Below are 22,767 nucleotides of genomic sequence, written 5' to 3'. Positions count from 1 at the left end.
TCGATGGACTGAACAAAACCCCATGGCGTACGCCCGGGGTCGATGGTTCACTTAATGGACGGCAAGAATCTCAAAACTCGTGATCGGCTTGCGAATCGCATCCGACACGATTTGATATAGGTCGGCGAGTTGCTCATTATCCTTTAAATCTGGCGTCCGGTCGAGCTCGACTTCACACGTTCGTGTCGTCTGTTCCTTATCTTGAAACGCATATTCAATCGTATATGTCTGCATGATATGTCTCCTCTCAAGCGATGTATACGTATGTATAGCCTGAAACGAAATGATTGAAACGCCTCGGGTGTGCGACTCAAATCGCTCGAGAGCCCCCTGTTCGACCCGTTCTCCCCCATTGTACCATTCTTACCTAGGGCGACGCCTCCCCCATCTGTGACAAAATCTGTCTCGTTTGTCGGAAGCACGATTAAAACCGCCTCCAATCCGTTTGCTTGAAAATGTGGGCGAAGATTCCTAGAATGGACAAGTATGCATCAAAGACATAGGAGTTTTAACATGAAAAACAATCTTACTTATCTTGCCTTCCCGCTGGCCATGCTGTTGTTGGCCGGTTGCACGAACGAGACAGAACCGAATCCCGAGTCGAAGACGGAACCTCAGGAACAGGTTACCGTTGAGACGGAGCCCCCTGACCAGACCGAAACGAACGATCACTTCACGGGCTACGACTTGATTGAAGTCGAGGGTGGAGATTTGTCAGGCGACCGCGAGCATAATGTCGTCGTCGATATCGGATACGGGGAACGCGAGTACTGGGCGTTCACGAACGAGCACGGACAACTCGTGAAAGTGCTCGCCGACGAGATCGTCTTGCAAGATGATGAGCTCGAGGACGTCACGTCTTCGGGTCGCTATTATTCAGACGAGGCGAAAGTGCCTGGTGTCGAGCATCGCGACCTCGACGAAGGGCACGTCATCGCCGATTCGCTCGGCGGCGTCTCGAACGCCTTCAACATCACTCCGCAAGACAGCACGCTCAACCGCCACGGGGACCAGGCGTACATGGAGAGCGTGATCCGGAGCGCAGGCGGCGCGACCGACTTCGAGGCCATCATCACCTATCCGGATACGGAGACGCAAATCCCTTCACACTATGAGTACACATACACTGTCAAAGGAAATGTCATTACCGATTCGTTCGACAACGTGAACCCGGACGAGGTGAACGAGTCGCTCGGGCTGACCGAGAGTGCGACTGAAGCCGAGTCCGTGTCTGAAGACGGTGACGTCGCGAGCATCGATATGAATGGGAACGGCCAAGTGACGATCCAAGAAGCAAAAGATGCCGGGTTCAGCATGCCGATCACAAGCGATCATTGGCTCTATCCTTACATGCATGACAATGATGGCGACGGGATGGTCGGAGAATAAGCTATCGGGATCACCCACAACGATATGAAAGAATCATCGACGTCACGCTCTTCCTGATCAAAGGGAGAGCGTTTTTTTATGGCGCGTCGATATGAGATTGAATTGTCGGCCCTTCGATATTGTAAAACATAAAATCAAGCAAAAAAAGGACCATAGACGAGTGTCTACGATCCTTCGACCAATTGTTATTTTGAGTCAGCCGACTCAACAGGACGTCTCGGCGGACGCTTGCCGAAAAACTGGTAGTACTGTTTATAACATTCCATCCGTTATCAATCACCATCTCTTGATATCCATACGAAGTAAAATGATTGGGTTGACACCATTAATTATCCACCTAGTCTGCAATGCAGTGTGCAATGCAATATAAATACGATTCTGTGCAATATGGTTTATATAATTTAATAAAACAAATCATTATCCTGTCTTATAATAGTAACTCTATACTTAAACGATGCCTTTATACATAAACGCTAAATATCTTGGGTATTCGGATTTCATGGTGGAAAAGGGCTTATAAATCACCCTTCTCCAAATTCTTAATAAGTGTGGAAAAATCGACACCAAAGTTGTCTGTAATGTCGTGATCATTCACTTCATACCAATTGAAAGTATCGTATAACATAGCTTTATTGAAAGCACTTGAATTAAATCGTGGCTTACGCTTTTTATGGAGCTTCTCATTGAAAAGGATTTTGGCTCGTAAGGCATCAAACGAGTAACCTCTACCCATTCGCTCTACCTGCCTAATAATGCTGTTAATTGACTCCGTATAAGCATTAGTGAGCCTTTTATCAAAGTAGTTGAATATTTCGACATGCCAGTTGTCTACGGCTCTCACGAGGTCTTTATATGCGTCTTTAGAGTTGCTGGACATACAACGGTGTCTCCATTGACTATAACGAAGATGACCTTCATCTGGATCAGGAGTATCCCATATCCAGTAAAACTCTTCTTTGAGTTCATAGGCTTCTTTTAAAGCAGGAAGATTACCTAACCAAGTATCTAAGAGGAATGATTCACGTTCATTTAGATCGTGTTTACGCTTTAGAAGGATAAACCTTTCACGCATAAGGGTACGTCTTTCTTTTTGGCTCATATGGGCTTTCAAAGACTTTCTGACGTTATCTAAGGCTTGATTAGCCATTCTAACTACATGAAACTTATCTACGACAACTTTAGCGTGTGGAAGGATTGTTCACTGCGTCTTTGTAGGGCTTCCACATATCCATTGTGACGTACTCAATGTAAGTCCTGTCACTGATTTCTGAAAGACGTTGGATGACTGTTTCCTTGTTACGGTTAGGCTTGATGTCATAAATAGTCCTGCGTTCAATATTAGTCAATACAAGCCGAGGTCTACGGATAATATGTATCTCGTCTATCCCAAGCCACTTAGGAGTTTCAAACTGGTATTCACGTTCTTTGAGTGCCACATAGTCCTTAAAAACGTTCCTAATGGTTTTCTCGTCAACACCAACGCTTTCTGCGACTTCTACAAAGGTCTTAGACATGGATTGCTCTTGAATGGACTTTAAAAGCCTTTTGGTCATACTACGCTTTTCATCTACAGATATTAGGCGTTCCCAGAAGGTAGATCCGCATTCACGACACTTGTATCGTCTACGGTTCAATTGTAAGCCCACTCGCTTTTAACGAATGGGCAAATCCATAATTAGTTGATTTCTTGAACTGTGTTTGTACAACTTGTCAAAACCACATTCAGGACAACGTTCAGGTGGTCCGACTGCTTCAACTTTAAACATCATATCGGTTTCATTTTCTTGTGGCGGTTCTATTGTTTTAATGTCTGGTAGGGATAATAAGTCTGACATATTATTCATCCTTTATTACTCTGCGGTGTTAAGGTATCAATTATAGATTTGATGTCGAAATCATCAGTGTTAAATTATTTTTGTGACCACAAATGCACTTAGAAAATCCCTTAAAGCATTAGCTGGTTCACTTGAATAGGGAGTTGTAAAAAAGTTCCCTTAGCCTGCACAACAAGATAATTTCGAAATATCTTTATCGAACGTAAGTGCAGCTAATTTTAGCCCTTCAGCCATTGTTAAATATGGTGCTAGGGTTTCTGTTAAATCTTCTATCGTTAAGCCAAATTTAACAGCTAATGATGCTGCATAGATGACATCTCCTGCATTCTCAGATACAATATGAACCCCTAATACTTTTAGTGTTTCTGCATCTGCTACTAGTTTAAATACACCGGTTGTTTCACGGTTTACAATTGCTCTTGGAACAGCATCTAAAGGTAATACAGATGTCTTCACATCATACCCTTTCTCTTTTGCTTGTTCTTCTGTTAAACCAACCGTTGCAACCGTCGGATTCGTAAACGTAACAGCAGGAACTACCGATAAATCTATTTTTTTGTTTAATCCACCAATAGCATTATCAGTAATAATTCCACCTTCATAGGCTGCTACATATACAAATTGTGGTCCTAACGTCACATCTCCTGCTGCATAAATCTTTTCATTACTTGTTTGACCAAAATCATTGATCAGGATTTCATTATTTTTTCCAGTTTCAACACCTGCTGCACTTAAATTTAAAGAATCCGTATTTGGTTTTCTTCCAGTAGCAACAAGTAACTGATCTGATTCAATGACTTCTCTACTGCCATTTACTGTTACGTAAACCCTTTTTATCTCTCCACTTTGTTCAACACGCTCAAAAGTTGCCCCTTTGACAAGGTTTATACCCTGTTCAATTAACGCTTTTTCAACTGACTCTGAAATCTCAGGATCATACTCCTTTAAAAGTCGCTCACTTCTTTGCATAAGCGTTATTTCTGAACCTAAATGATGAAATAGTTGTCCAAGCTCCATTCCAATGTATCCTGAACCAATTACAGTTAATCGTTTTGGTATTTTCTTTAACTCAAGAAGTGTTGTACTAGTTAAATAGTCCATTTTTTCAAGTCCTGAAATTTGGGGCAACGAAGGCGATGCACCTGTTGCAATTAAAAAGCGTTTTGCAGATAACTTTGCCCCATTGACCTCAACCGTACTAGCATCAACGAATTTTGCTTCACCTTTAATTAAATCAAAATTATATTCATCAATTAAATCCATATATTTTTGATTCCGAAGTTCGCTCACCAATTTATCCTTTTGCGTGATTAAACTAGCTAAATCCACTTCTCCAGCGGATGTTTGTAAACCTATAAACGGATTGTCTTTTGATAAATGATTGATTTCCCCTGCCCTAAGAAGAGTTTTTGACGGAACACAGCCAATATTCACACAGGTTCCCCCAACCGTTCCACGCTCAATCATTCCAACTTTTGCACCGTATTCTATAGCTTTAATTGCCGAAGAAAAGGCAGCAGCACCAGAACCAATAATAAGAAGGTCATAATTGTCTTCATTAATTAACGCCACGTTTTCTAGTGATGATGCTTCTTCAATTTCTCCGGCTTGGTAATTTGCTTCATCAATCGCCTTTATTGCACTTTCAACCTCAATATCATCGGGCAGTTCAAATACTGCTTCACCACGACGATAACTAGACTCAATATTTTTAGCACCTATCTTTTCAAGTGCTGATTCTACGTGTTTTTCACAACCCGTACAAGTCATTCCTGAAATGTTTACCTTAAATTTATTCATAAAAAAGCTCCTTTCGTTAATTAATCTCTCATGTTAATGTTTCTATTATTGGACACGAATGTAATTGCTTTTCATCTGGACATCGTTGTTTTAAGTCGTCTAACATAGTTTCAATTCGTTTTAAATCCTCTATTTGTTTTTGCACTTCCTTTTGTTTTTTAGAAACAAATTCGAACATATCTTGACAACGAACTTCATCTTTATCTACAACACCAAGTAATTTATAAATCTCGCTTAAAGAAAAACCAAGTTCCTGTATTCGTTTAATAAACCCAACACGCTTAACGTCATCATATGAATATATCCGATAACCAGCTTCCGTTCGGTGAGGTTCTTGTAATAAATTTTTTCGCTCGTAATATCTGATCGTTTCTTTATTAACTCCACATTTATCTGCAAACTCACTAATGCGATAAATCATCTTATTTCACCCCATGAATATTATAAACCGTGTACCATAGTACACGGTCAAGTAAATTGGACTATTTTATTTTTTTCCCAAAGTATCACTCGTATGTGATTGATACTTTTATATAATATTATTGATTATCCTAACATCCCACCAGAAAATCCGATTTAAACACCAGTTGTTTTTAAACTATTAAGAAAGTAATTCCACTATATATTCCGAAGACCCCTTATTCCAAAGGAGTGAACATCATGGCAAACAGCAAGAAGAACGAGAAGACCGGCAAATGGGAGGTTCGACTCTCTCTGGGGTTCAACGAGGAAGGCAAGCGCGTGCAGCGCTACTTCTCCGACGAGCGAAAGAAGACGGTCGAATATTAGGTCGCCGACCAAATCCGAGCGCAGAAGGAAGGCGAGTTCGTCAAGGTACGTCCGAAAGGACGGGTCGGCGAGGTGCTCGATGACTGGCTCGAGTTTTACATCAAGACGACGATGACCAAGACGACGTACCACTCATACACGAGTTTCGTCGAGAACGTGCCGGGTTGGTTCAAGCGCCTGAACATGGACAACGTGAAACCGCAGCACTGCCTACGTTTACTCCGTGAATACCTCGACTCTGGCTTACAGCCGAACACCGTCAACATTCGCCGGAGCGTCTATGTCGGCTTCTTCTCCTGGGCGCGCCGTCTGGGCTATTATAAAGGTGACAACCCGATGGCTGCCGTCGAGAAACTGTCGGAGGGCTTGAAAGAATACAAGACGCTCACGCCTGATGAGCTGAGACGTTACCTCGAGACGGCGGATGAGACGATGGCGAATGGTTATCGTACAGCGGTCCACCTGATCGCCTATACCGGCATGCGTGCCCGCGAGGCGACGTCCCTCCGTTGGTCCGACATCGACTTCGACCGGAAACAGATCACGATTGCCCGTACCGCCATCGAGACGAAGGGCGGCTATTCGTTCGAGCAGACCAAAGGGAAAAAGGTGCGGGTCGTCACCATCCCCGACCAGTTGATCCGCTTCCTCGAGAAGTCGCGGCTTCGTCAGAAGTATGACATGGTCAAGTTCGGATGGCGCAACGACGAGGACCTTGTCTGCCTCGGCATCAAGGGCGCCCATGTCTGGTATTCCGGATTGCGACGACGCCATACCCTGACCGTCAAAACGGCCGAGATTCCTGAGATCACGATGCGTGAGTTACGACATACCCATGCGACGCTGCTCATCAAGGCCGGTGTCCATGCGAAGGTCATCCAAGAACGTCTGGGGCATGCCGATGCCAAGACGACGATGGATATCTACGCTCACGTATTGCACACTACTCAGGGAGATACGGCCGAGCTCTTCTCCACCATGATCGAGGACGTAAAAAAACCGCTCTAGGGAGCGGTTTTCGTGTGTCTGCGGCAGAAAAAAACAAAAAGTGTGCAATTAGTGTGCAATGGGTGATTACTTACCCTCTACAAACGTCTCTGTTGAGCGTCTTTTTGGACGTAAACCATAATACTGGTAGTATTGCGTCTCAATATTTCCGTTGTACAGCTTACGGCGTTTCGTCGCTGGACGGCCGTACGCTTTCTCGAAGTCCTCATAGCTCGTCAACATATAGACGCTGTAACCCGGATACTTGGCGAACTGTTGCCCGATCCGCTCGTACAGGTCGATAATCTCTTCTTCGGTCTGCAACCGTTCCCCATATGGCGGGTTCCCGATGATGACGCCGTACTCTTCTTTCGGCTTCAAGGCAGCCGCGTCACTGTGGACGAACGTGATCGCGTCACGGACGTCGGCGAGCTCGGCGTTATCCTTGGCGAGCTTGACCATGCGTGGGTCGAGGTCGATGCCGTAGATTTTAAGCGGTTTGTCCCACTCGGCTGTATCGTTTGCTTCATTGATGGCATCATACCAGGCCTTCTTCGGCACGCACGGCCAGTCTTGTGAACAGAACTCACGGTTGAGACCCGGCGCGATGTTGCGGCCGATGAGCGCCGCCTCGATGGCGAGCGTCCCCGAACCGGTGAAGACGTCGTAGAACGGCATGTCCGGCTTCCAGTTCGTCAGCTGAATCATCGCCGCCGCCATCGTCTCTTTGAGCGGCGCCTGTGAGTGGAGCTCACGGTAGCCACGACGGTGAAGCGCGTCACCTGACGTGTCGATCGTGATTGTCGCCACATCTTTCAACAAGGCGACTTCGATTGGATAGTACGCCCCTGTCTTCGGAAGCCACTCGCCCGGCTTGTCGTATCCGCGTTGCATCGCGTCGACAATCGCCTTCTCCGTGATTTTCTGACAGTCGCGGATCGAGAACAACTTCGACTTGACCGAGCGGCCGTCGACGATGAACCGGGCGTCCCACGGCATGAGATCCGTCCAAGGCAGTTCGACCACACCGTCGAACAGTTCCGTGAACGTCGTCGCTTTGAACTCGGCGACGACGAGTTTGACGCGGTCGGCCGTCCGGAGCCAAAGGTTGAGACGTGGAATGTCCTCCATCTCCGCGTCGATATAGACGCGTCCGTTCTCGACCTCACACGTGTAGCCGAGGTCACGTACTTCTTTGGCGACGAGAGCCTCGATGCCCATCGCCGCGGTGGCGATCAGTTTACGTTTTGCCATACTATCCCTTCTTTCTATAGTGTAACTCCTAAAATGGTCATGTAAAAAGGAGCTCAAGTAGGATTGCTTGAACTCCTGGTCAATGTTAAATGAGAGACTATGCTGCCCTGTAAGCCATGTTCTGTACTCCGGTGCTCATAACGGTCTCCCTGGCACGATGGAGTGACAATCATCTATCTGCGCCGATTGGCGCCTTCCGTTCCGTTCGGTTCCAGTCAGGAAGTTCCCCTACCATAGTTTGGGTTTCTCGCTCGTGGGGTTTACCTCGTTCCACTCTGAACGTTTCCGATCAGACTCCGTCACTGTGGCACTTTCAAGAAGCTTGCACCATATCCGAGGACTTAGGTGCTTCTTCTGCCGTCAACTTGCGTTGCCTACACTTATCTTTTCGTGTAGCACGATCACTACAGCCATCACAGGCTGTGCGAGCATGGACTTTCCTCAAGACTTGCGTCCCGCGATTGCCCAGACCTCATAGTCACTTTACCCATTGTAGCGGATAACCCGCGAAATGACAACCGAGAACCTGAACTTGATTTTCATGGGCGTCAGCGCTAAAATAAGGCGTGTTCCATTGAACAAGGAGGGATTTTGATGCGTCAAGATGCAAAAAACGGTTGGATTCAACGACTGACCTATGTGATTGAAATCGATGACATTAAAGCGCTCCACCCGAACAACGGCGTGTTCGCCTTCTACCGGAATAATCGACTCGTTCGAGGATTCGAGCCGTTTGACATCAAAGCACCAAATGAATTGTCCAAACGTTCGTATCACTTCGACCATCATAACTTGGCCCACTTACAGGAACGTTTTCCTGAATCAATCCCGACGTTCGACGCGTCGACACAGACACGTCGCGCCTGGAGCGACGACGTCCGCGTCGGCCTCTGCGAGATCATCGTCGACGGGAAACTGAGTTTTGAACATATCGACGACAACGGCAACGTCTTAGAAGCGAACATTCGTTGGAGCGGTGAAGCCATCACGAAAGCATAAATCAACACCCGGAGCCAAGCGCTGGCTCCGGGTGTTTTTCATGTCGATTCCGCCGATTTGTCCGTCTCGGCTTGGACCGGTTGCGGCGTATACTTGACCGTCACCACTTTCTCAGAGACGTCGGTCGGTTTCAAGACGACCGTGTACGTAGCTCCCGTGTCGCTCCGGACCGGGAACTTGCCCGGTACGTGAAGCGCCTCATAAACGATTTTTTTGTTCGCATCGAGCACGGTGACGATCCCTTTTCGAGTTGTCGCCAATTCGAACATACCGACTTCTGTAGCTTTAATCGAAACCATTGTCTTAACCGGACTAATATAAGAAAATGAGCGAGTAAAAGAGCGTTTATACTTTCCATCGGTTACTGCACCTTGCAAGGTATACTTTCCAGAAGGTAACCAGTCACCAGCTGCATACATTGTAAACGGTGAATCTGAAATTGAAAGAGTCTTAACTTTTCGAGTTCCCTGATAAAGTGCATACGTTGATTTTAAGTTCTGTTTCTTCATAGTCGTCATTCTTGCTTCCTTAACGTAGTTACTTTTAATTACTAAAGGTGCCGTAATGGTAATCGGTCTCGGTGTGTGATCGAGGAGCCGCTTCGTGTTCAACTCCGTATATGTCTTACCACTAGCCTTTGGCATCTTTTGAATCAAGCCTTCCACTTCGGCCGGTGTCAAGAACGGATTGACCGACTTGACAAGCGCGAGACCCGACGATACCATCGGCGCGGCCATTGACGTGCCGTCCATATAAACAAAACTATTTTTCACTCCGAGTGAGAGGACATTCACGCCTGGTGCAACGATTTTGACTTGGCTACTCATATTGCTGAAGTTAGCGACGCGATGGTTCGCATCAATCGCCCCGACCGCGATGACTTCCTTCATATTGGCCGGGAACGAGACGGTCTTCTTCCCATCGTTTCCGGCCGACGCGACGATGATGACTCCTTTAGCTCGGGCCCGGCGAATCGAATCGGCAAGGACTTGATCGTAATCTTGTCCGCCGAGCGACAGGTTGATGATGTTCGCCCCCTTCGCCACGGCCGTATCAACCGCTTTGGCGACGGTCCAAGAATCCGTGTACTCCGAGTTTTTCCCATAGAAGACGTTATAAAAATGATAGCGTACGTTCGGAGCAAGTCCGGCCATCCCAAACTTGTTATGACGACCCGCCATGATGCCGGCCGTATGCGTCCCATGATAATCGACGCTGTATGGCCCTTTCATCGAATTGACGACGCGAGGGACATTATAAAGTTCTTTATGACTACGGTCTGCCGACGAGTCAATCAGAGCGATTACGATGTCTGAAGCACCACGCGTCGTGTTCCACGCCAAATCGGTGCCTGTTTGCTTGATATAATATTGGTTCCCAACCCTCGGCTCGGCCACGACGTAACCATGTTTCTCCAACACGACCGGTTTCGCCGCGTCCACCGACGTCGGCACGAGCAGCGCAAGCGCCGCTATAAGCATCATTTTCTTCATCGCCTACCGCTCCATTCCAAACTTCCTAAGATACCACCATTATCTCAAATTACGGAATCAATTTCCCTTTTTTTCTAAAAATAGATTGTGACATTTTTTCGACGCTCACCAATAGCTCGGTTCGTCAGGCTCATCCATCTCATAGTCGACAATCTTTCCGATGGTCAAATACGTATAATAACGCGCCAGTTCCGTCCGATACGGATCGGGTGTGAATCCGTCGAGGTCCTCACCGAGCGGAGATCCATCAATCGTCTCGAACTGTTGACAGAAAAACGATTCCGTCTGTGTGTCCCAGACGATATTGTCGCCGATATATCCACTACCGAACCGAATATAGTCGATGATAGAAGGGACGATCACCTCGGCCGGGAGCCGTTCACTCATCCGGCCGACCAATTCATAGCGGTCTCGGTCGACATAGTCGGCCTGGTCGAGGGACGTACATTTCAATACTTCCTTGCTGATTTCAATCAATACTACGTAATCCCCCGGTTCGATCGATAACTTCATCTCATCACCTCATCTCAACATCCGCGTAGCTCTATCATATTCAAGTATTCGCAATCAATCCATGAAATCCTGTTTGCCTGTAAAATTTTCCATCTAGTCGATTCATATAACATGACGAAATCTGTTTTTGGTATACTGAATGAGATGACATGAAGAGAGGAAGTGCAGTATGGCCAAACGCCCTTTGACCCCTCGCGAGAGTGAATTGATCGCCACGGCCTTGTTCGTCGTCGGACACGTCCCATACGCCGGGCACATCGACCGGCTCGAGTCGATCACGCTCCGGGATATCGCAGACGACTATTTGAGTGGAAAAAATTCCGTCGCCGACGCCGTCGAGGCGCTCGACCAATACATCTATGTCCGACGACACCGTTTCAAAAACGTCACGCCGAACAACCTTTGGACGCTTGACGATCGGACCGAGCAGGAGGCACTCCGCTATATCGTGCGCCGGCCTGAGCTGAAGAAAGGCGAGACGCTCAGCAAAAAGGATCAACCGTTCACTGTGGGCCAAGATATCGAGTTCAAGGTCGATAAACAGCTCGATCGCGGTCAGTTCCGGATTTACATCGGTAAACTGAACGGCTACACGGTGAAAGCCCAGTCGAAAGATAAAGAAAAACTCAAATCGGTCAAAGGATGGATCACCCACCTCGACCGGAAAGACCGACTCGTCTTTGTCAACATTTCCGAGTTCGGGCGCGAACCGATCGACTCGGACGCCAAAGTCCGGCTCGAGGCGATGAGCGCCGCGCTGCTCGGCTGGTTCGCCACCGCCACGTTACCAACCGAGGATGAAGCGATGACGGCCAAACAGATGATTGCCACGCTCCAACGCCGTGACCAACCGTACTGGTTCACGTTGACTGTCGCGATGAACCATCCGAAGCCCGAGCACGTCAAGCGGTGGGGCACAGTCGTCAACCTGCTCGTCAAGGCGAGCGCCGGCGACGCTTCTGCTCTTGAGACACTCGAGGCGCAAGAAGACAAGTATTTCAAAGATGCCTTCTTGCGGGCGCTTCGAGCCTTGCATAAAGAACTGACCAAAACGACATAACATGCAGGTGACCTGCCACGGGTCACCTGTTTTCGGTGTCGTGATAGAAAGGAAGAGAGCGATGCACGTACTGATTGTAGAGGACGATTTGGCTATCCTTCACCTCGTTGAGACCACGCTACAGCGAGCCGGACATACGGTGACAGCTGTCATGGATGGGGCCGACGCCGAGCGACTGTTTATGGCGAACCCTGCCGATGCCGCGATCATCGACATCTTGCTACCCGGCCTCGACGGACGGACGCTCTGCTCACGTCTGAAGCAAATGACGGACATTCCCGTCATTTTATTGACCGCTCTCGGGGAATGGGAAGAAAAACGAAGCGGCTTCGAACACGGGGCCGATGATTATATGACAAAACCGTTCATCCCGGAAGAGCTGCTGTTCCGCCTTCAAGCCGTCGCAAAACGTTACGCCAAAAATGCGGCCACACTCGTCACAGTCGGACCGCTCAAGCTCGACTTGCGCGATCATCGCCTTGAACTGAACAGTGAGACGATCCACCTGCCGAAAAAGGAGTTCGAGCTGCTCTATCAGCTGGCGGCGTTCCCGGGCCGGGTGTTCACCCGGGATGAACTGATCGAACAAGTATGGGGCCTTGACTTTGAGGGCGACGACCGGACCGTCGACGTGCACATCAAACGACTCCGAGGCCGCTTGCATGACGACACGATCACGATTCGAACGGTTCGGGGCGTCGGCTATACGCTCGAGGTCTCGCCATGAAGACGCTCTATACCCGGATCGTCCTGACCGTGTTCATGATTTTGCTCTTGTCCGGCGCCATCGCCCTTCTCGTCAGCAATGTCGCCTATTACGTCTGGTGGCAGCCGTCCTACAGCGAAAAGACCGAACAGACGGCACAAGCCGCCCTTGACTACTTCGAGACGCATACGGACAGTGAGGCATCGGCCTTTTATCGATTGCTCGCTCAGACGGGCTATCAACTCCTCGTCGTGCGTCCTGACGGTGAGGTCGACCGCTATGGAGGTTCGTTCCGGGACGAGCAACTCGACGAAGCCGTCATCGCCTCGGTCCGGTCCGGCGAACGCTACGACGGGATGCGCGCTTATCCGTTCCACTTGTTTTGGCTCGGCTTGTTCGACCATGAAGTCGTCAACACGTATGGCTTCAGCCTGGACGGGGAAGATGCCGTCTTCATCCGCCCCGACCTTGGCGCCCAAATCCGAGAATTGCACTTGTTCGTCGGCTTGTTCTTTGCACTCCTGACCGGCCTCGCCTTCATCTTGATCGCCCTATCGACAAGCCTGATCGTCCGACCGGTGCGCACATTGACAGATGCGACCCGCTCCGTCGCATCCGGGGCCCGTCCGCTCGATCTCCCGACCGAGCGCAACGATGAGATTGGAACCCTCGCCCGTCGTTTCTCTGACATGGTCGACTCACTGGAGAAATCCGAGGGTGAACGGCGTCGCTTCGTCTCAAGCGTCTCGCACGAATTCCAAACACCGCTCACCTCAATCAAAGGCTACGCCTCGGAACTGGCCGCCCGAACCGAAGGGGACGCCTTGATGTATGCCGGGATCATTCGTGACGAGACGGATCGCCTCTCGGATTTGACAAAACAGTTGCTCCTGCTCGCCCGGCTCGACGAGTCGAACGTGTCGCTCTCCGAACAAGTTGATGTGATCGCATCGATCGAGGACGTCATTCGTCGCCATGCGTTCCAGCTGGATGAGAAAGGGATCGCCGTTGCGACAGAGCTTGACACATCGCTTGTCGTGACCGGCGACCCGCTCTTATTGGCCCAAGTCTGGACCAACTTGTTGACGAACGCGATTCACGCCTCTCATGACGGGGGGCTGATCACCATCAAAGCGTATGCAGCCGATCGTCCGACCGTCTCGATTCAAGATGCCGGCGTCGGAATGGATGAGGCGACGCAGGCACGCCTGTTCGAACGTTTCTATAAAGGAGATATCTCTCGGACCGGGCGGGGCACCGGTCTCGGACTTGCTATTGCCCAAGACATCGTCCGCCTGCATGGCGGTGAGATGACGGTCGAATCCCGTCTCGGGACAGGGAGCACCTTTTACGTCCGGTTTTAGTCCCGTTCATATTCTGTTCATATCCGTCAGTTATGCTTCCTCCATCGCTATGAAGGAGGCTTTTTTGTATGAATTTAGCATTTAAAGAAATGTGGCGGCAAAAACGAAAATTTTCATTAATTTTTGTCATCACCCTACTCATCGTCTTATTGTCGACGTTGATCACCGGGCTTGCCGATGGGCTCGCCTATGACAACGGGGCCAGTTTGCGTGAACTCGACACCGAGACGTTTCAGTTGGCTGAGGATGCGGACGGGCAACTGACCCGCTCGTTCATCGAACTGCCGACGCCAGAAACACTTACACCGCTCGGGGTCAAACCGTTGACACTCGTCGATGGGACCGTGAAACAGGACGCCACGCTATTTACGTTACCGCGGGATTCTGACATCGGACCCGCCCTCGATCTCGCCGTCGGCGAAGTCCTCGTCGATCCAAGCTTTCTCGGGGACTTTAAACTCGGGGACACGATTCAAGATTTCACGACCGGCTACTCATTCACCATCGCGGGGACGACGGACGGACGTTACAGTCATGCACCCGTCATGTGGGCATCGATGGAGACGTGGGAGGCGTTCCAAGCAGACAGCGGACAACCCGAATACGTCTCGGCCTGGCTCGGAGAAACTGAGACGTCGCTCGCAACGCTCTCCAAACAAGACGTCGTCGAGGCCGTCCCGGGCTATACAGCCGAACAAGGCACGTTCACGATGATGCGCGGCTTCTTATTGTTCATCGGTGCGTTCATCTTGACCGCATTCTTTTATATGTTGACGCTCCAGAAACTGCCAGAACTCGGAATTTTGAAAGCGATCGGGATTCGCCCTCGTGTGATCGGCACGGCGCTCGTCACGCAAGTCATGGCAACGGTGCTCGTCGCGAGCCTGTCGGCAGCCGCCTTGACGGCCCTCGTCGCCTCGTTCGTCCCAACTGATATCCCATTCCGTTTCGATGCGGGACATGTGCTGCTCTACAGTGTGATCATGTTCGGGCTCTCACTCATCGGTACGTTGTTACCGCTTTGGAAACTGCGTCACCTTGACGCCGCCGACGCTTTAGGAGGGACATTACAATGAAATTGATGAACATCAGCCACGCCTATGACGGACAATCTGTGTTGCGTGGAATCGATTTGCAGGTCGATGCCGGGGAATGTATCGGCATCATCGGACCGAGCGGCAGCGGGAAAAGTACCTTGCTCCAAATTCTCGGACTATTGAAACGACCGGTCTCGGGACAGGTCGAGCTCGAAGGACGAGACTTGCTCTGTGCCACTGAAGAAGAGCGACGCTTCTTGAGGCTGAACGAAATCGGATTTGTGTTCCAGCAAGCACATCTCGTCCCTTACTTGACGGTCCGGGAACAACTCGAGCTCGTCCAGGCCGAGAGCGAGTCGAAACAAGATCCGATTCGGCTGCTCGACGCGCTCGGTTTGGGGCATCGTCTCGACCAGTTACCAGGGCAACTGTCCGGAGGCGAACGTCAACGTGTCGCGGTCGCTCGGGCCTTGGTCAATCGCCCCCGACTGATTTTGGCCGATGAGCCGACGGCGAGCCTCGATTATGAGAATGGCCGACGGGTGATGGAGTTGCTCGTTACTGAGGCACGGATGAGTGCGCGACGGGTCATCGTTATCACCCATGACGAACGGATGCTCGACGTCTGTGACCGGGTCCTCATGCTTCAGGACGGCCTGCTCCAACCGTCGCCCCGACATCAAAACAGGGAAGACCGCGATTGAGGCGGCCTTCCCTGTTGTTTGTCAGATGACGTGCGCGTGAAGTGGCTCCTCAATCGATGCACTTACGAGTTTTCCTAAATGATGCGTCAACCAGGCGTTGAAACCGATGATGAGTGTCATGTTCCCATGCTCGTCGATTCCGGCCGAATCGACCCGGATTAGTCTTTCCTCGATATGTTGCGAGACGAGAGTGATGCGGGCGAGCGCTAGGACTGATTGGAAGACCTCGTCCGCCGATGACTCAATCGCTTGCGCCACGTCCGACACGGACAGTTCGATCGGTCGTGCCGGCTCAAGCACATAGCGGTCAATCAGCACATCGAGTACCATCGCATGCTGACGATGGCCGTTGACCGGGGCACGATAGAAGGTCACCCCTTCGGCGGTCTTGTAATCCACCTGCCCCGTCAAGCACGCGTGCAGCAACTGATCCATCACCTCTCGCCCCATCGCTTCGTCTCCTCCCGCTTCACCTTGATGATTGTCTGGTTCCATCATAGCAAGACGATACTGCTCAAACGAACGGGACAATCATCGGTAAGTCCCTTGCTTAACGGCATGAACCCGCCGTCAAACTGACACTGCGCGTGAACTATCGTCACGTTTTCGGGTACAATAATGGAGAAAGGAGCGGTTCAGATGCAGAAGAGATGGAAAGTTGGACTTGCAACACTATTCACCGGCTACTATGCCATCAGTTATTATGCGTTCAAGCGCATGACGCGAGGCAAACGCAAGACACCAGAGATGCTCTTGGCCCCGTATACGAAAGAAGATCAATCGTTTTATCATGACGTGCCGTTCGAGCACGTCTCGCTCCGTTCTCAGGATGGCTATCGGCTGTATGGACGCGTCTACCGCAATGAAGGGTCGACGAAATGGATCGTGTTCGTTCACGGCTATACCGCCTCTCACAGTTTCATGGCCCCACATTTGGCGATGTTCCATCGCCTCGGGTACAACCTCCTCGCTGTCGACTTGAGATCGCACGGTGAGTCCGAGGGCGTATACGCCTCTTATGGTTACCACGAAAAGCATGACATCACCGATTGGGTCGACTGGTTGCGGGCCAATGAAGTGGTCACGGAAGTCGGATTGCACGGTGTCTCGATGGGAGCTGCCTCGATCTTACAGGCCGGACCGTTAACCGACGTCGACTTCTTGATCGCCGAATGTCCGTTTGACGACATGAGACAGCTCATGCGCCATCAGTTGAACGTGTTACACCGGTTGCCCGGGGACCTGCTCTTGCCAGGGATCAACTATTTCTTGTGGACGCGGGCCGGTTTCCGGATGCATCAAGTCCGGCCCAAATACGACCTCGCCGCGATTGACGCGCCCGTCTTGTTCATCCACGGGACGAAAGATGATTTCGTGCCGACGTGGATGTCGGTCGAGATGAACGCGCTCAACCGGCAAAACGAGTTAGCCCTCATCCATGGGGCCGAGCACACAAACTGTATCTTGAAAGATCAACCCGCCTATGAGGCGGCCGTCAGTCAGTTTCTGAATCGACGACGTGAATCGGTCCAGCGATAAGGTCGAGCAAGGCATGGACGACCATCACTGGCCATAATACCCCCATCGCCAAGTACAAATAGCCGAGTCCCCAGCCGACGATCCCGGTGACCAGAACGCCCCTGACGCCTTGATAAGCATGGGCCAACCCGAACAAGGCGCCGCCGATGAAGGCGAGTGTCAAGGATGAGACGTCAAGATAGAGACTGACGGTGTAGAGGAGCACACCACGGAAGATGAATTCCTCGGTCACACCTGCCGTCCACGAGACAGCGCTCCACGCCTTCGCCTCAATATCCGTCCGCGGCAAGAGCAACCGCTCGATTTCGAGCTCATAGTACGGTCGTAACCGCCGCCGTAACCGAGACGAGGTTTTGACGAGCAAGTAAAACGCCAGCAGCACGGAGATGAGGATGGTCGTGAAAAAGAAAAACTTCCAAGCGGACATGTCCCCTTCGACCGGGGCGAATCCGAGACCGACCATGTCTGGCGGGACGCCGAACAAGAAGACGAGGGCGAGCAAAAGCAGACTGAGCCCCCACGACGACTTGACTGTCTGTTCATAGACACGTCCACGACCGAGCGTTTCGATCATCGGCTTCATCAACCGGGCGTTGAACAATTGAACGATCAACAAATACATGAGAATGATGGTAAAGACGGCCTGTTCGAGCATCTATATCCACTCCTGTCCTTCCTGTTAGCTATATGCTACACTATTCGGGTATTGTCTAGAAAGCTAGGAGGCGGAATCTTGAAACGATTGATTTTGCGACTGACCGGTCTCATGCTTGTGATCGTGCTGTGCCTCGGCGCAATCGGCTGGTTTGGTCAACATGATAAAGTGAACAACGCCCTGTACCGGGCCTATTACGGGGACCATGGCGTCCCGTCCGTCCATCGCGATGTGTATGAGGATGCCGCGGCCACGTATGACGTCGATTGGCGCTTACTTGCCGCCGTCCATCGCGTCGAGACGATTTTCTCCCACAGTTCATCGATGCGTTCATCGGTCGGGGCGATCGGACCGTTCCAATTCATGCCGCGGACGTGGCTCGGTTGGCAATATGACACGGACGATCAAAAAGGCGATGTCCCTGAGGACGAAGTCGATTTGACTGATCTCGCGCTCATCGAACAGTACGGCGGTCTCGGACGCGATGGCAACAATGATGGCAAAGCCGACCCGCACAGTCTCGTCGACTCGGCCCATACGGCCGCTTACTATTTGAGCGAGCACGGCGGGACGAAGACAGACACGACGGACTCGATTCGAAACGCCATCTTCGAGTACAACCGCAGTGAACAGTATGTCAATGATGTGATGTCGTTTTATGAGTCATATCAAACTGATGTGTCTTATTTACCGGATGACAAGGCGTCGGCAACCCAAAGTGTCGCGCGCTACACAATCCGCTACTTGGAATGGTTCGCAGGCTGGGTCTGACCCGGCACTATTTGATTAAAAGTGAGGAAACCTTATGAACACCCATATCGAGGAAGTGACGATTCGTGTCAAGTCGGTCTTCAATGAGGACAAGACGAAGCGCTATTTGCGTTCGTACGAATTCACAGATGTCGTCGACGGCGTCATCTGTGCCGTCATCATCTACTCGCCCCGGATGAGCGATGCTTTCTTGTCCGGTACGACAACGCAGCGGGCGTATATGCTCATGCGGAACCATCTCGATCAACCGATCCGTGAGATGCGCGTCATCAGCCTCGTCCCGACACTCGCCATCAATGACAATCTGCCGTACGTCGAATCGCAACTCGACGAAGTCAACTTTCATTACGTTGAGGAAACGCTCGACGAGGTCGAGGCGAGCGGAGGTATGATTATCGTCGGCTGGGGCTCTCCGGGACGCTTGATGCATCATGCCACCCCGTATAAGGCGCTCTTTGCCGATCATGAGGCGCATATGTTCTGTATCGGCACGACTTCCAAAGGCGAGCCGCAACAGATTCGTATGGCCAACGAGAACACCGTGCTCGAGGCGTTCAATAACGAATCGATCAAACCGAAATTTAGAATCGTGAAAGAGACGAAACAAGACGACTCCGAGTGAGTCGTCTTGTTTTAACGTATGCCAAGCCACACGCTCACTCCAAACAATAGGAGCAAAAGCGACGCCAACAGAAAGTCGTTCCTGGTGACGGGGACAACCTCGTACGTCGCTCGAAGTTCCCCCGTAAACCCACGTGCTTCCATCGAGAACGCGATTCGTTCCGCTTGGCGGATCGATCCAGCAAGAAGCGGAACGATTAATTTGGGGACGTGGCGGATGTGATCGAGTCTCGTCTCCAAACGCACGCCTCGTAACGCATGCGTTTCATACAGCTGCATCAGTTCTTTTTTTAGAATCGGAAAGAAACGAAAACCGACGAAGACACTATATGCGATTTTTGGTGACAGCTTTCCTTGTTGCATCAAACTGTAGACGAACCGTTTCGGGTCCGTCGTCAGCGTGAACAGAAGCGACAAGGCTGTGAATGCCAACACACGCAAGGAGAGCGTCGCTGCTAGCATCACATTCTCGTCGGTCACATCATTGCCAAACAGCTTGAACACGACATCTCCGCTTGATTGCTTTCCAAAGACGAGCGTCGTCCACAATGTCCCGAGCGCGGTCAATAAAAATGGGATCATGAACAACCCCCATCTTCTCCAGCTCACTGCAGAGAATAGCGTTTGAAGTGTAACTGTACCGAGAAAAAAAGCAAGCGGAGTCCAAGGGTTATACATGAAGGCGAGACCGAACATGAGACATGCCACGGTCAGAAATTTAATCGTCGGGTTCATCTCATGAAATGTCATCGCGATTCCTCCATCAATAAGCCGTGGGTGCGTAGTAATTCTTTTTCATCCCAGAGTGAAGCGTCATATGGCCCACTCAAGTCGCCGTCACACATCAAATAATATGTGTTCGCAATCCGCGCGAAGCTGAGGTCGTGCGTCACAAACAAAATCGTCTGGCCGGATCGTGTTCGTTCGACCATTAAGTCATAGAGCGCACGAAGCGATACCTCGTCTTGTCCGGCAGTCGGTTCATCAAACGCAATCAGTTGTTTATTAGACAGCATCATCACTCCGATGGCGAGCCTTCGTTTTTGACCGTGACTAAGGGAGAGTGGATGGTGGTCACGCACTGATTCGAGCCCGAGCCGCGTTAAGACGTCCTCAATCGGGCGATTATGGCCATATGCGAGTTCTCGGGTCACATCATTCGTAACGAATAGATGCGCCGGTGATTGCGGGACGAGGCCGACTTCACGATGTTTCCGGGCTAGGCTTCGCAGCCATGTCGACTTTCCGCTACCATTTCGACCGAGCACCGCAATGAGATCACCTTCAGCGACCTTTAACTCGCTCGCTGCTAATTGAAATGTTTTTCGTTTTAATTCCGGTATGTGAAATAATATTTTCTCTCCTTGTTCAACTTTAATTGGAGAGAACGCATAATCTGGTCGGACGATGAACGGTCCATCATAGTCGATGCGCCCACTCACGAGCTTTATTTGTCGGTCAAAAAAATCACCCCATATGTATGGCCGATGCTCGATGACGACAACGTTTACGGTCTGTGCGACGCCGTCGAGCCAACGAACGAAATGATGGGCGGTCTCAGGATCGAGGTGAGCGAGCGGCTCATCGAGGAGGAGCCACTCGGGACGGCCAATCAAGGCACAAGCGACGGCAATTTGTTGCTTCTCACCCCCCGATAGGTCATGAATGGTACGGTAACGATAATCGGTCAAATGCAACGCCTCTAACATTGTGGTGACACGGGCCATCATCTCGTCTCTCGCGACGGCAAAGTTTTCGAGCGTGAAAATCAATTCTTCTTCGACCGTCTGCATGACGAACTGACTGTCCGGGTCCTGAAAGACCGTTCCGACGCGCCGGTTCACTTCGCCAGCTTCATACGTATCATAAGAGCGATCGAACAAGTGCAATCTGCCCGTCACGATGCCATCACAATTGTCCGGATAGAGACGATTCATCAAAGCGAGCAATGTTGATTTTCCCGACCCACTTGCCCCTGTAATGACCGTTCTCCCTTTTGTTAGACGTAGTGTGATATCCGTCAAGACATCGCATTTCTTGTTCGGATAACGAAATGTCAGATGTTCTGCCTCAACCATGCATACGGTCCTGTCGCGCGAGAGCATACCCATCAAGCGCGCCCGTCCGAAGCAACAAGTCGCTCAAAATCTTACCGCCCAGACCAGCAATCAACATCCCGCTCGTTGCGCGTAGTGCGAACATCGTAGCTACATATGTCGGACTGAGGGCATTGAGCCCTCCCATGACGTACGTATATGCGAAACTTGTCACAGCAGCACTGAATCCGGCGAGCATGAGCACCCAAAGATCATAGCGTTTATAACCCGTCAAAGCGAACGCCGCTTCGGCGCCGATCCCTTGAACGATCCCGACTAAAATGATGCGCGGTCCGATGGCGTTGCCAATCATCATCTCAATCGTCGCCGCAAGCACTTCGGACAAGAATGCAGCCCCAGGCTTGCGAATGATATAAGCTGCGATAATCGAGACGATGAACCATATCCCAAAAATCCATTCGTAGGCGATTGGTCCAATCAGACCGGCCCACAAGTTCCCAGCATGGACGAACGCCAAATAGACCACCGCGAATACGACCGATAAAATCGACAACAAGACGATCTCTTTTAACTTCCACGATTTAAGCATCCATACGTCCCTCATGTGACGGACTGTTCACGCTGAACGTCACCGTCATGACGACGTGGCTTGTCTTCTGTCGGACGCGTTCAAACGTCGCCTCATAGAAAGCGAACACCGGCTCGATGTCCCCATGTATACCTGAGGCGTAATGCATCGAGTCATTGAAGACACTTCGCTCTTTCGCAAAAGCGATTTCTTCGTAGATGATGTCCATATAGTCGTCATCACCGAGCGGATAGAGCGCGAACTGTGAGGAGACATATTGCGGACTGACGGGACCATTAAGCGGTTCGCTCGACACAACGAGCACTTCATCTCCGGCCGTATCCCCTGGACACCCGACCGAGAACGTCCCGCTCATCGACACATGTTCCCCTGTCTTTGTCGCGTGTGACAGCACGGCCTTAGCCACATCGAATACATGCTCACTTCGTCCACGGATGACCGTCGACACGTCATCGGTATGTCGCCAGACGTTTTGTAAATCCGTCTCCTTCAACGCCCCTTTGATGATGCTCACGAAATCAGTCGTCATCGGGCTCAGTGTAACGCGGAACCCGACGATCGGGCTCGTTCCACATTGTTTGTTCATGTTCTATTCCCCCTTATTA

At 50.5% G+C, this 22,767-nt stretch carries 24 protein-coding genes, 1 other RNA gene and 1 pseudogene; 12 read left to right on the top strand and 14 right to left on the bottom strand.

Going from position 1 to position 22,767, the window contains the following annotated elements; all coding sequences use genetic code 11:
- Window positions 1-51 precede the first annotated feature (51 nt).
- A complete protein-coding gene (locus KNP02_RS06605; RefSeq protein WP_034777673.1) occupies window positions 52-234 on the bottom strand; it encodes a hypothetical protein in 183 nt (60 codons plus the stop codon).
- Between the two features lie 279 nt (window positions 235-513).
- Here KNP02_RS06605 and KNP02_RS06600 point away from each other — a divergent pair, with 279 nt between their 5' ends.
- Window positions 514-1,389, top strand: coding sequence for a DNA/RNA non-specific endonuclease (locus KNP02_RS06600; RefSeq protein ID WP_214707710.1), 876 nt, complete (start codon window positions 514-516; stop codon window positions 1,387-1,389).
- A gap of 514 nt (window positions 1,390-1,903) precedes the next feature.
- On the opposite strand, the pseudogene KNP02_RS06595 reads toward KNP02_RS06600, so the two are convergent.
- From KNP02_RS06595 to merR, 3 genes and pseudogenes are all read right to left on the bottom strand, one after another.
- Window positions 1,904-3,224, bottom strand: a pseudogene (locus KNP02_RS06595) (ISL3 family transposase).
- A gap of 159 nt (window positions 3,225-3,383) precedes the next feature.
- On the bottom strand, window positions 3,384-5,024 hold the full coding sequence (gene merA / locus KNP02_RS06590; RefSeq protein WP_214707707.1) for a mercury(II) reductase: 1,641 nt from the start codon (window positions 5,022-5,024) through the stop codon (window positions 3,384-3,386).
- A gap of 28 nt (window positions 5,025-5,052) precedes the next feature.
- Window positions 5,053-5,445: a mercury resistance transcriptional regulator MerR gene (gene merR, locus KNP02_RS06585; protein WP_001863748.1), complete on the bottom strand. Its 393-nt coding sequence runs from the start codon at window positions 5,443-5,445 to the stop codon at window positions 5,053-5,055.
- 239 nt (window positions 5,446-5,684) lie between these two features.
- Here merR and KNP02_RS14985 point away from each other — a divergent pair, with 239 nt between their 5' ends.
- Together KNP02_RS14985 and KNP02_RS06580 are read left to right on the top strand one after the other, a co-directional pair.
- Window positions 5,685-5,813, top strand: coding sequence for a hypothetical protein (locus tag KNP02_RS14985; protein WP_256441032.1), 129 nt, complete (start codon window positions 5,685-5,687; stop codon window positions 5,811-5,813).
- A 72-nt stretch (window positions 5,814-5,885) separates the two neighbouring features.
- The gene (locus KNP02_RS06580) at window positions 5,886-6,821 is read left to right on the top strand and encodes a tyrosine-type recombinase/integrase (RefSeq protein WP_214707705.1); all 936 of its coding nucleotides are present in this window, start codon (window positions 5,886-5,888) and stop codon (window positions 6,819-6,821) included.
- Window positions 6,822-6,887: 66 nt separating this feature from the next.
- On the opposite strand, the gene KNP02_RS06575 is transcribed toward KNP02_RS06580, so the two are convergent.
- On the bottom strand, window positions 6,888-8,054 hold the full coding sequence (locus KNP02_RS06575) for a THUMP domain-containing class I SAM-dependent RNA methyltransferase (RefSeq protein WP_214707703.1): 1,167 nt from the start codon (window positions 8,052-8,054) through the stop codon (window positions 6,888-6,890).
- Between the two features lie 105 nt (window positions 8,055-8,159).
- Window positions 8,160-8,527, bottom strand: an RNA gene (gene rnpB, locus KNP02_RS06570) — RNase P RNA component class B.
- Window positions 8,528-8,648: 121 nt separating this feature from the next.
- Here rnpB and KNP02_RS06565 point away from each other — a divergent pair.
- A complete protein-coding gene (locus KNP02_RS06565; protein WP_034777681.1) occupies window positions 8,649-9,053 on the top strand; it encodes a hypothetical protein in 405 nt (134 codons plus the stop codon).
- 38 nt (window positions 9,054-9,091) lie between these two features.
- On the opposite strand, the gene KNP02_RS06560 is transcribed toward KNP02_RS06565, so the two are convergent.
- Window positions 9,092-10,546: a S8 family peptidase gene (locus KNP02_RS06560; protein WP_214707701.1), complete on the bottom strand. Its 1,455-nt coding sequence runs from the start codon at window positions 10,544-10,546 to the stop codon at window positions 9,092-9,094.
- 105 nt (window positions 10,547-10,651) lie between these two features.
- Window positions 10,652-11,059 carry a hypothetical protein gene (locus tag KNP02_RS06555; RefSeq protein ID WP_214707699.1) on the bottom strand — a complete coding sequence of 136 codons (408 nt, stop codon included), beginning with the start codon at window positions 11,057-11,059 and terminating at the stop codon, window positions 10,652-10,654.
- Window positions 11,060-11,228: 169 nt separating this feature from the next.
- On the opposite strand from KNP02_RS06555, the gene KNP02_RS06550 reads away from it, so the two are divergent.
- From KNP02_RS06550 to KNP02_RS06530, 5 genes are all read left to right on the top strand, one after another.
- Entirely contained in the window at window positions 11,229-12,119 is an 891-nt protein-coding gene (locus KNP02_RS06550) for a hypothetical protein (RefSeq protein ID WP_214707696.1), read from the top strand.
- A gap of 61 nt (window positions 12,120-12,180) precedes the next feature.
- Window positions 12,181-12,846 (top strand): response regulator transcription factor, encoded by a 666-nt coding sequence (locus KNP02_RS06545; RefSeq protein ID WP_214707694.1) that lies wholly within the window; start codon window positions 12,181-12,183, stop codon window positions 12,844-12,846.
- Window positions 12,843-14,189: a sensor histidine kinase gene (locus KNP02_RS06540; protein ID WP_214707692.1), complete on the top strand. Its 1,347-nt coding sequence runs from the start codon at window positions 12,843-12,845 to the stop codon at window positions 14,187-14,189. Before KNP02_RS06545 ends, KNP02_RS06540 begins: the two co-directional genes overlap by 4 nt.
- A gap of 68 nt (window positions 14,190-14,257) precedes the next feature.
- Window positions 14,258-15,265 (top strand): ABC transporter permease, encoded by a 1,008-nt coding sequence (locus tag KNP02_RS06535; protein ID WP_138859379.1) that lies wholly within the window; start codon window positions 14,258-14,260, stop codon window positions 15,263-15,265.
- Entirely contained in the window at window positions 15,262-15,930 is a 669-nt protein-coding gene (locus KNP02_RS06530; RefSeq protein WP_214707690.1) for an ABC transporter ATP-binding protein, read from the top strand. Before KNP02_RS06535 ends, KNP02_RS06530 begins: the two co-directional genes overlap by 4 nt.
- Window positions 15,931-15,951: 21 nt before the next feature.
- On the opposite strand, the gene KNP02_RS06525 is transcribed toward KNP02_RS06530, so the two are convergent.
- Window positions 15,952-16,380 carry a hypothetical protein gene (locus KNP02_RS06525; protein ID WP_214751475.1) on the bottom strand — a complete coding sequence of 143 codons (429 nt, stop codon included), beginning with the start codon at window positions 16,378-16,380 and terminating at the stop codon, window positions 15,952-15,954.
- Between the two features lie 189 nt (window positions 16,381-16,569).
- Here KNP02_RS06525 and KNP02_RS06520 point away from each other — a divergent pair, with 189 nt between their 5' ends.
- The gene (locus KNP02_RS06520; protein WP_034777690.1) at window positions 16,570-17,469 is read left to right on the top strand and encodes an alpha/beta hydrolase; all 900 of its coding nucleotides are present in this window, start codon (window positions 16,570-16,572) and stop codon (window positions 17,467-17,469) included.
- Here KNP02_RS06520 and KNP02_RS06515 read toward each other — a convergent pair.
- Window positions 17,426-18,124 (bottom strand): CPBP family intramembrane glutamic endopeptidase, encoded by a 699-nt coding sequence (locus KNP02_RS06515; protein WP_034777692.1) that lies wholly within the window; start codon window positions 18,122-18,124, stop codon window positions 17,426-17,428. The genes KNP02_RS06520 and KNP02_RS06515 overlap by 44 nt on opposite strands.
- 78 nt (window positions 18,125-18,202) lie before the next feature.
- Between KNP02_RS06515 and KNP02_RS06510 the strand changes: the two genes are divergently transcribed.
- A complete protein-coding gene (locus KNP02_RS06510; protein ID WP_251126290.1) occupies window positions 18,203-18,895 on the top strand; it encodes a lytic transglycosylase domain-containing protein in 693 nt (230 codons plus the stop codon).
- Window positions 18,896-18,929: 34 nt separating this feature from the next.
- The gene (locus KNP02_RS06505; RefSeq protein ID WP_034777694.1) at window positions 18,930-19,517 is read left to right on the top strand and encodes a DUF1643 domain-containing protein; all 588 of its coding nucleotides are present in this window, start codon (window positions 18,930-18,932) and stop codon (window positions 19,515-19,517) included.
- An 11-nt stretch (window positions 19,518-19,528) separates the two neighbouring features.
- Here KNP02_RS06505 and KNP02_RS06500 read toward each other — a convergent pair whose 3' ends face one another.
- The 4 genes from KNP02_RS06500 to KNP02_RS06485 are packed head-to-tail and all read right to left on the bottom strand — an operon-like array spanning window position 19,529 to window position 22,748.
- Window positions 19,529-20,266, bottom strand: coding sequence for an energy-coupling factor transporter transmembrane component T family protein (locus tag KNP02_RS06500; RefSeq protein ID WP_214707685.1), 738 nt, complete (start codon window positions 20,264-20,266; stop codon window positions 19,529-19,531).
- Entirely contained in the window at window positions 20,263-21,594 is a 1,332-nt protein-coding gene (locus KNP02_RS06495; protein WP_214707683.1) for an ABC transporter ATP-binding protein, read from the bottom strand. The genes KNP02_RS06500 and KNP02_RS06495 overlap by 4 nt, the downstream gene beginning before the upstream one ends.
- Window positions 21,587-22,162: an ECF transporter S component gene (locus tag KNP02_RS06490; RefSeq protein WP_034777699.1), complete on the bottom strand. Its 576-nt coding sequence runs from the start codon at window positions 22,160-22,162 to the stop codon at window positions 21,587-21,589. The genes KNP02_RS06495 and KNP02_RS06490 overlap by 8 nt, the downstream gene beginning before the upstream one ends.
- The gene (locus KNP02_RS06485; protein ID WP_214707680.1) at window positions 22,155-22,748 is read right to left on the bottom strand and encodes a YkoF family thiamine/hydroxymethylpyrimidine-binding protein; all 594 of its coding nucleotides are present in this window, start codon (window positions 22,746-22,748) and stop codon (window positions 22,155-22,157) included. Before KNP02_RS06485 ends, KNP02_RS06490 begins: the two co-directional genes overlap by 8 nt.
- Window positions 22,749-22,767: the final 19 nt, after the last annotated feature.

This window comes from Exiguobacterium sp. s40 (assembly GCF_018617905.1).
GTDB lineage: Bacteria > Bacillota > Bacilli > Exiguobacteriales > Exiguobacteriaceae > Exiguobacterium > Exiguobacterium mexicanum_A.
Note: the sequence above shows the minus strand (reverse complement) of the source record. Positions and strands in the feature narration are given on the sequence as shown.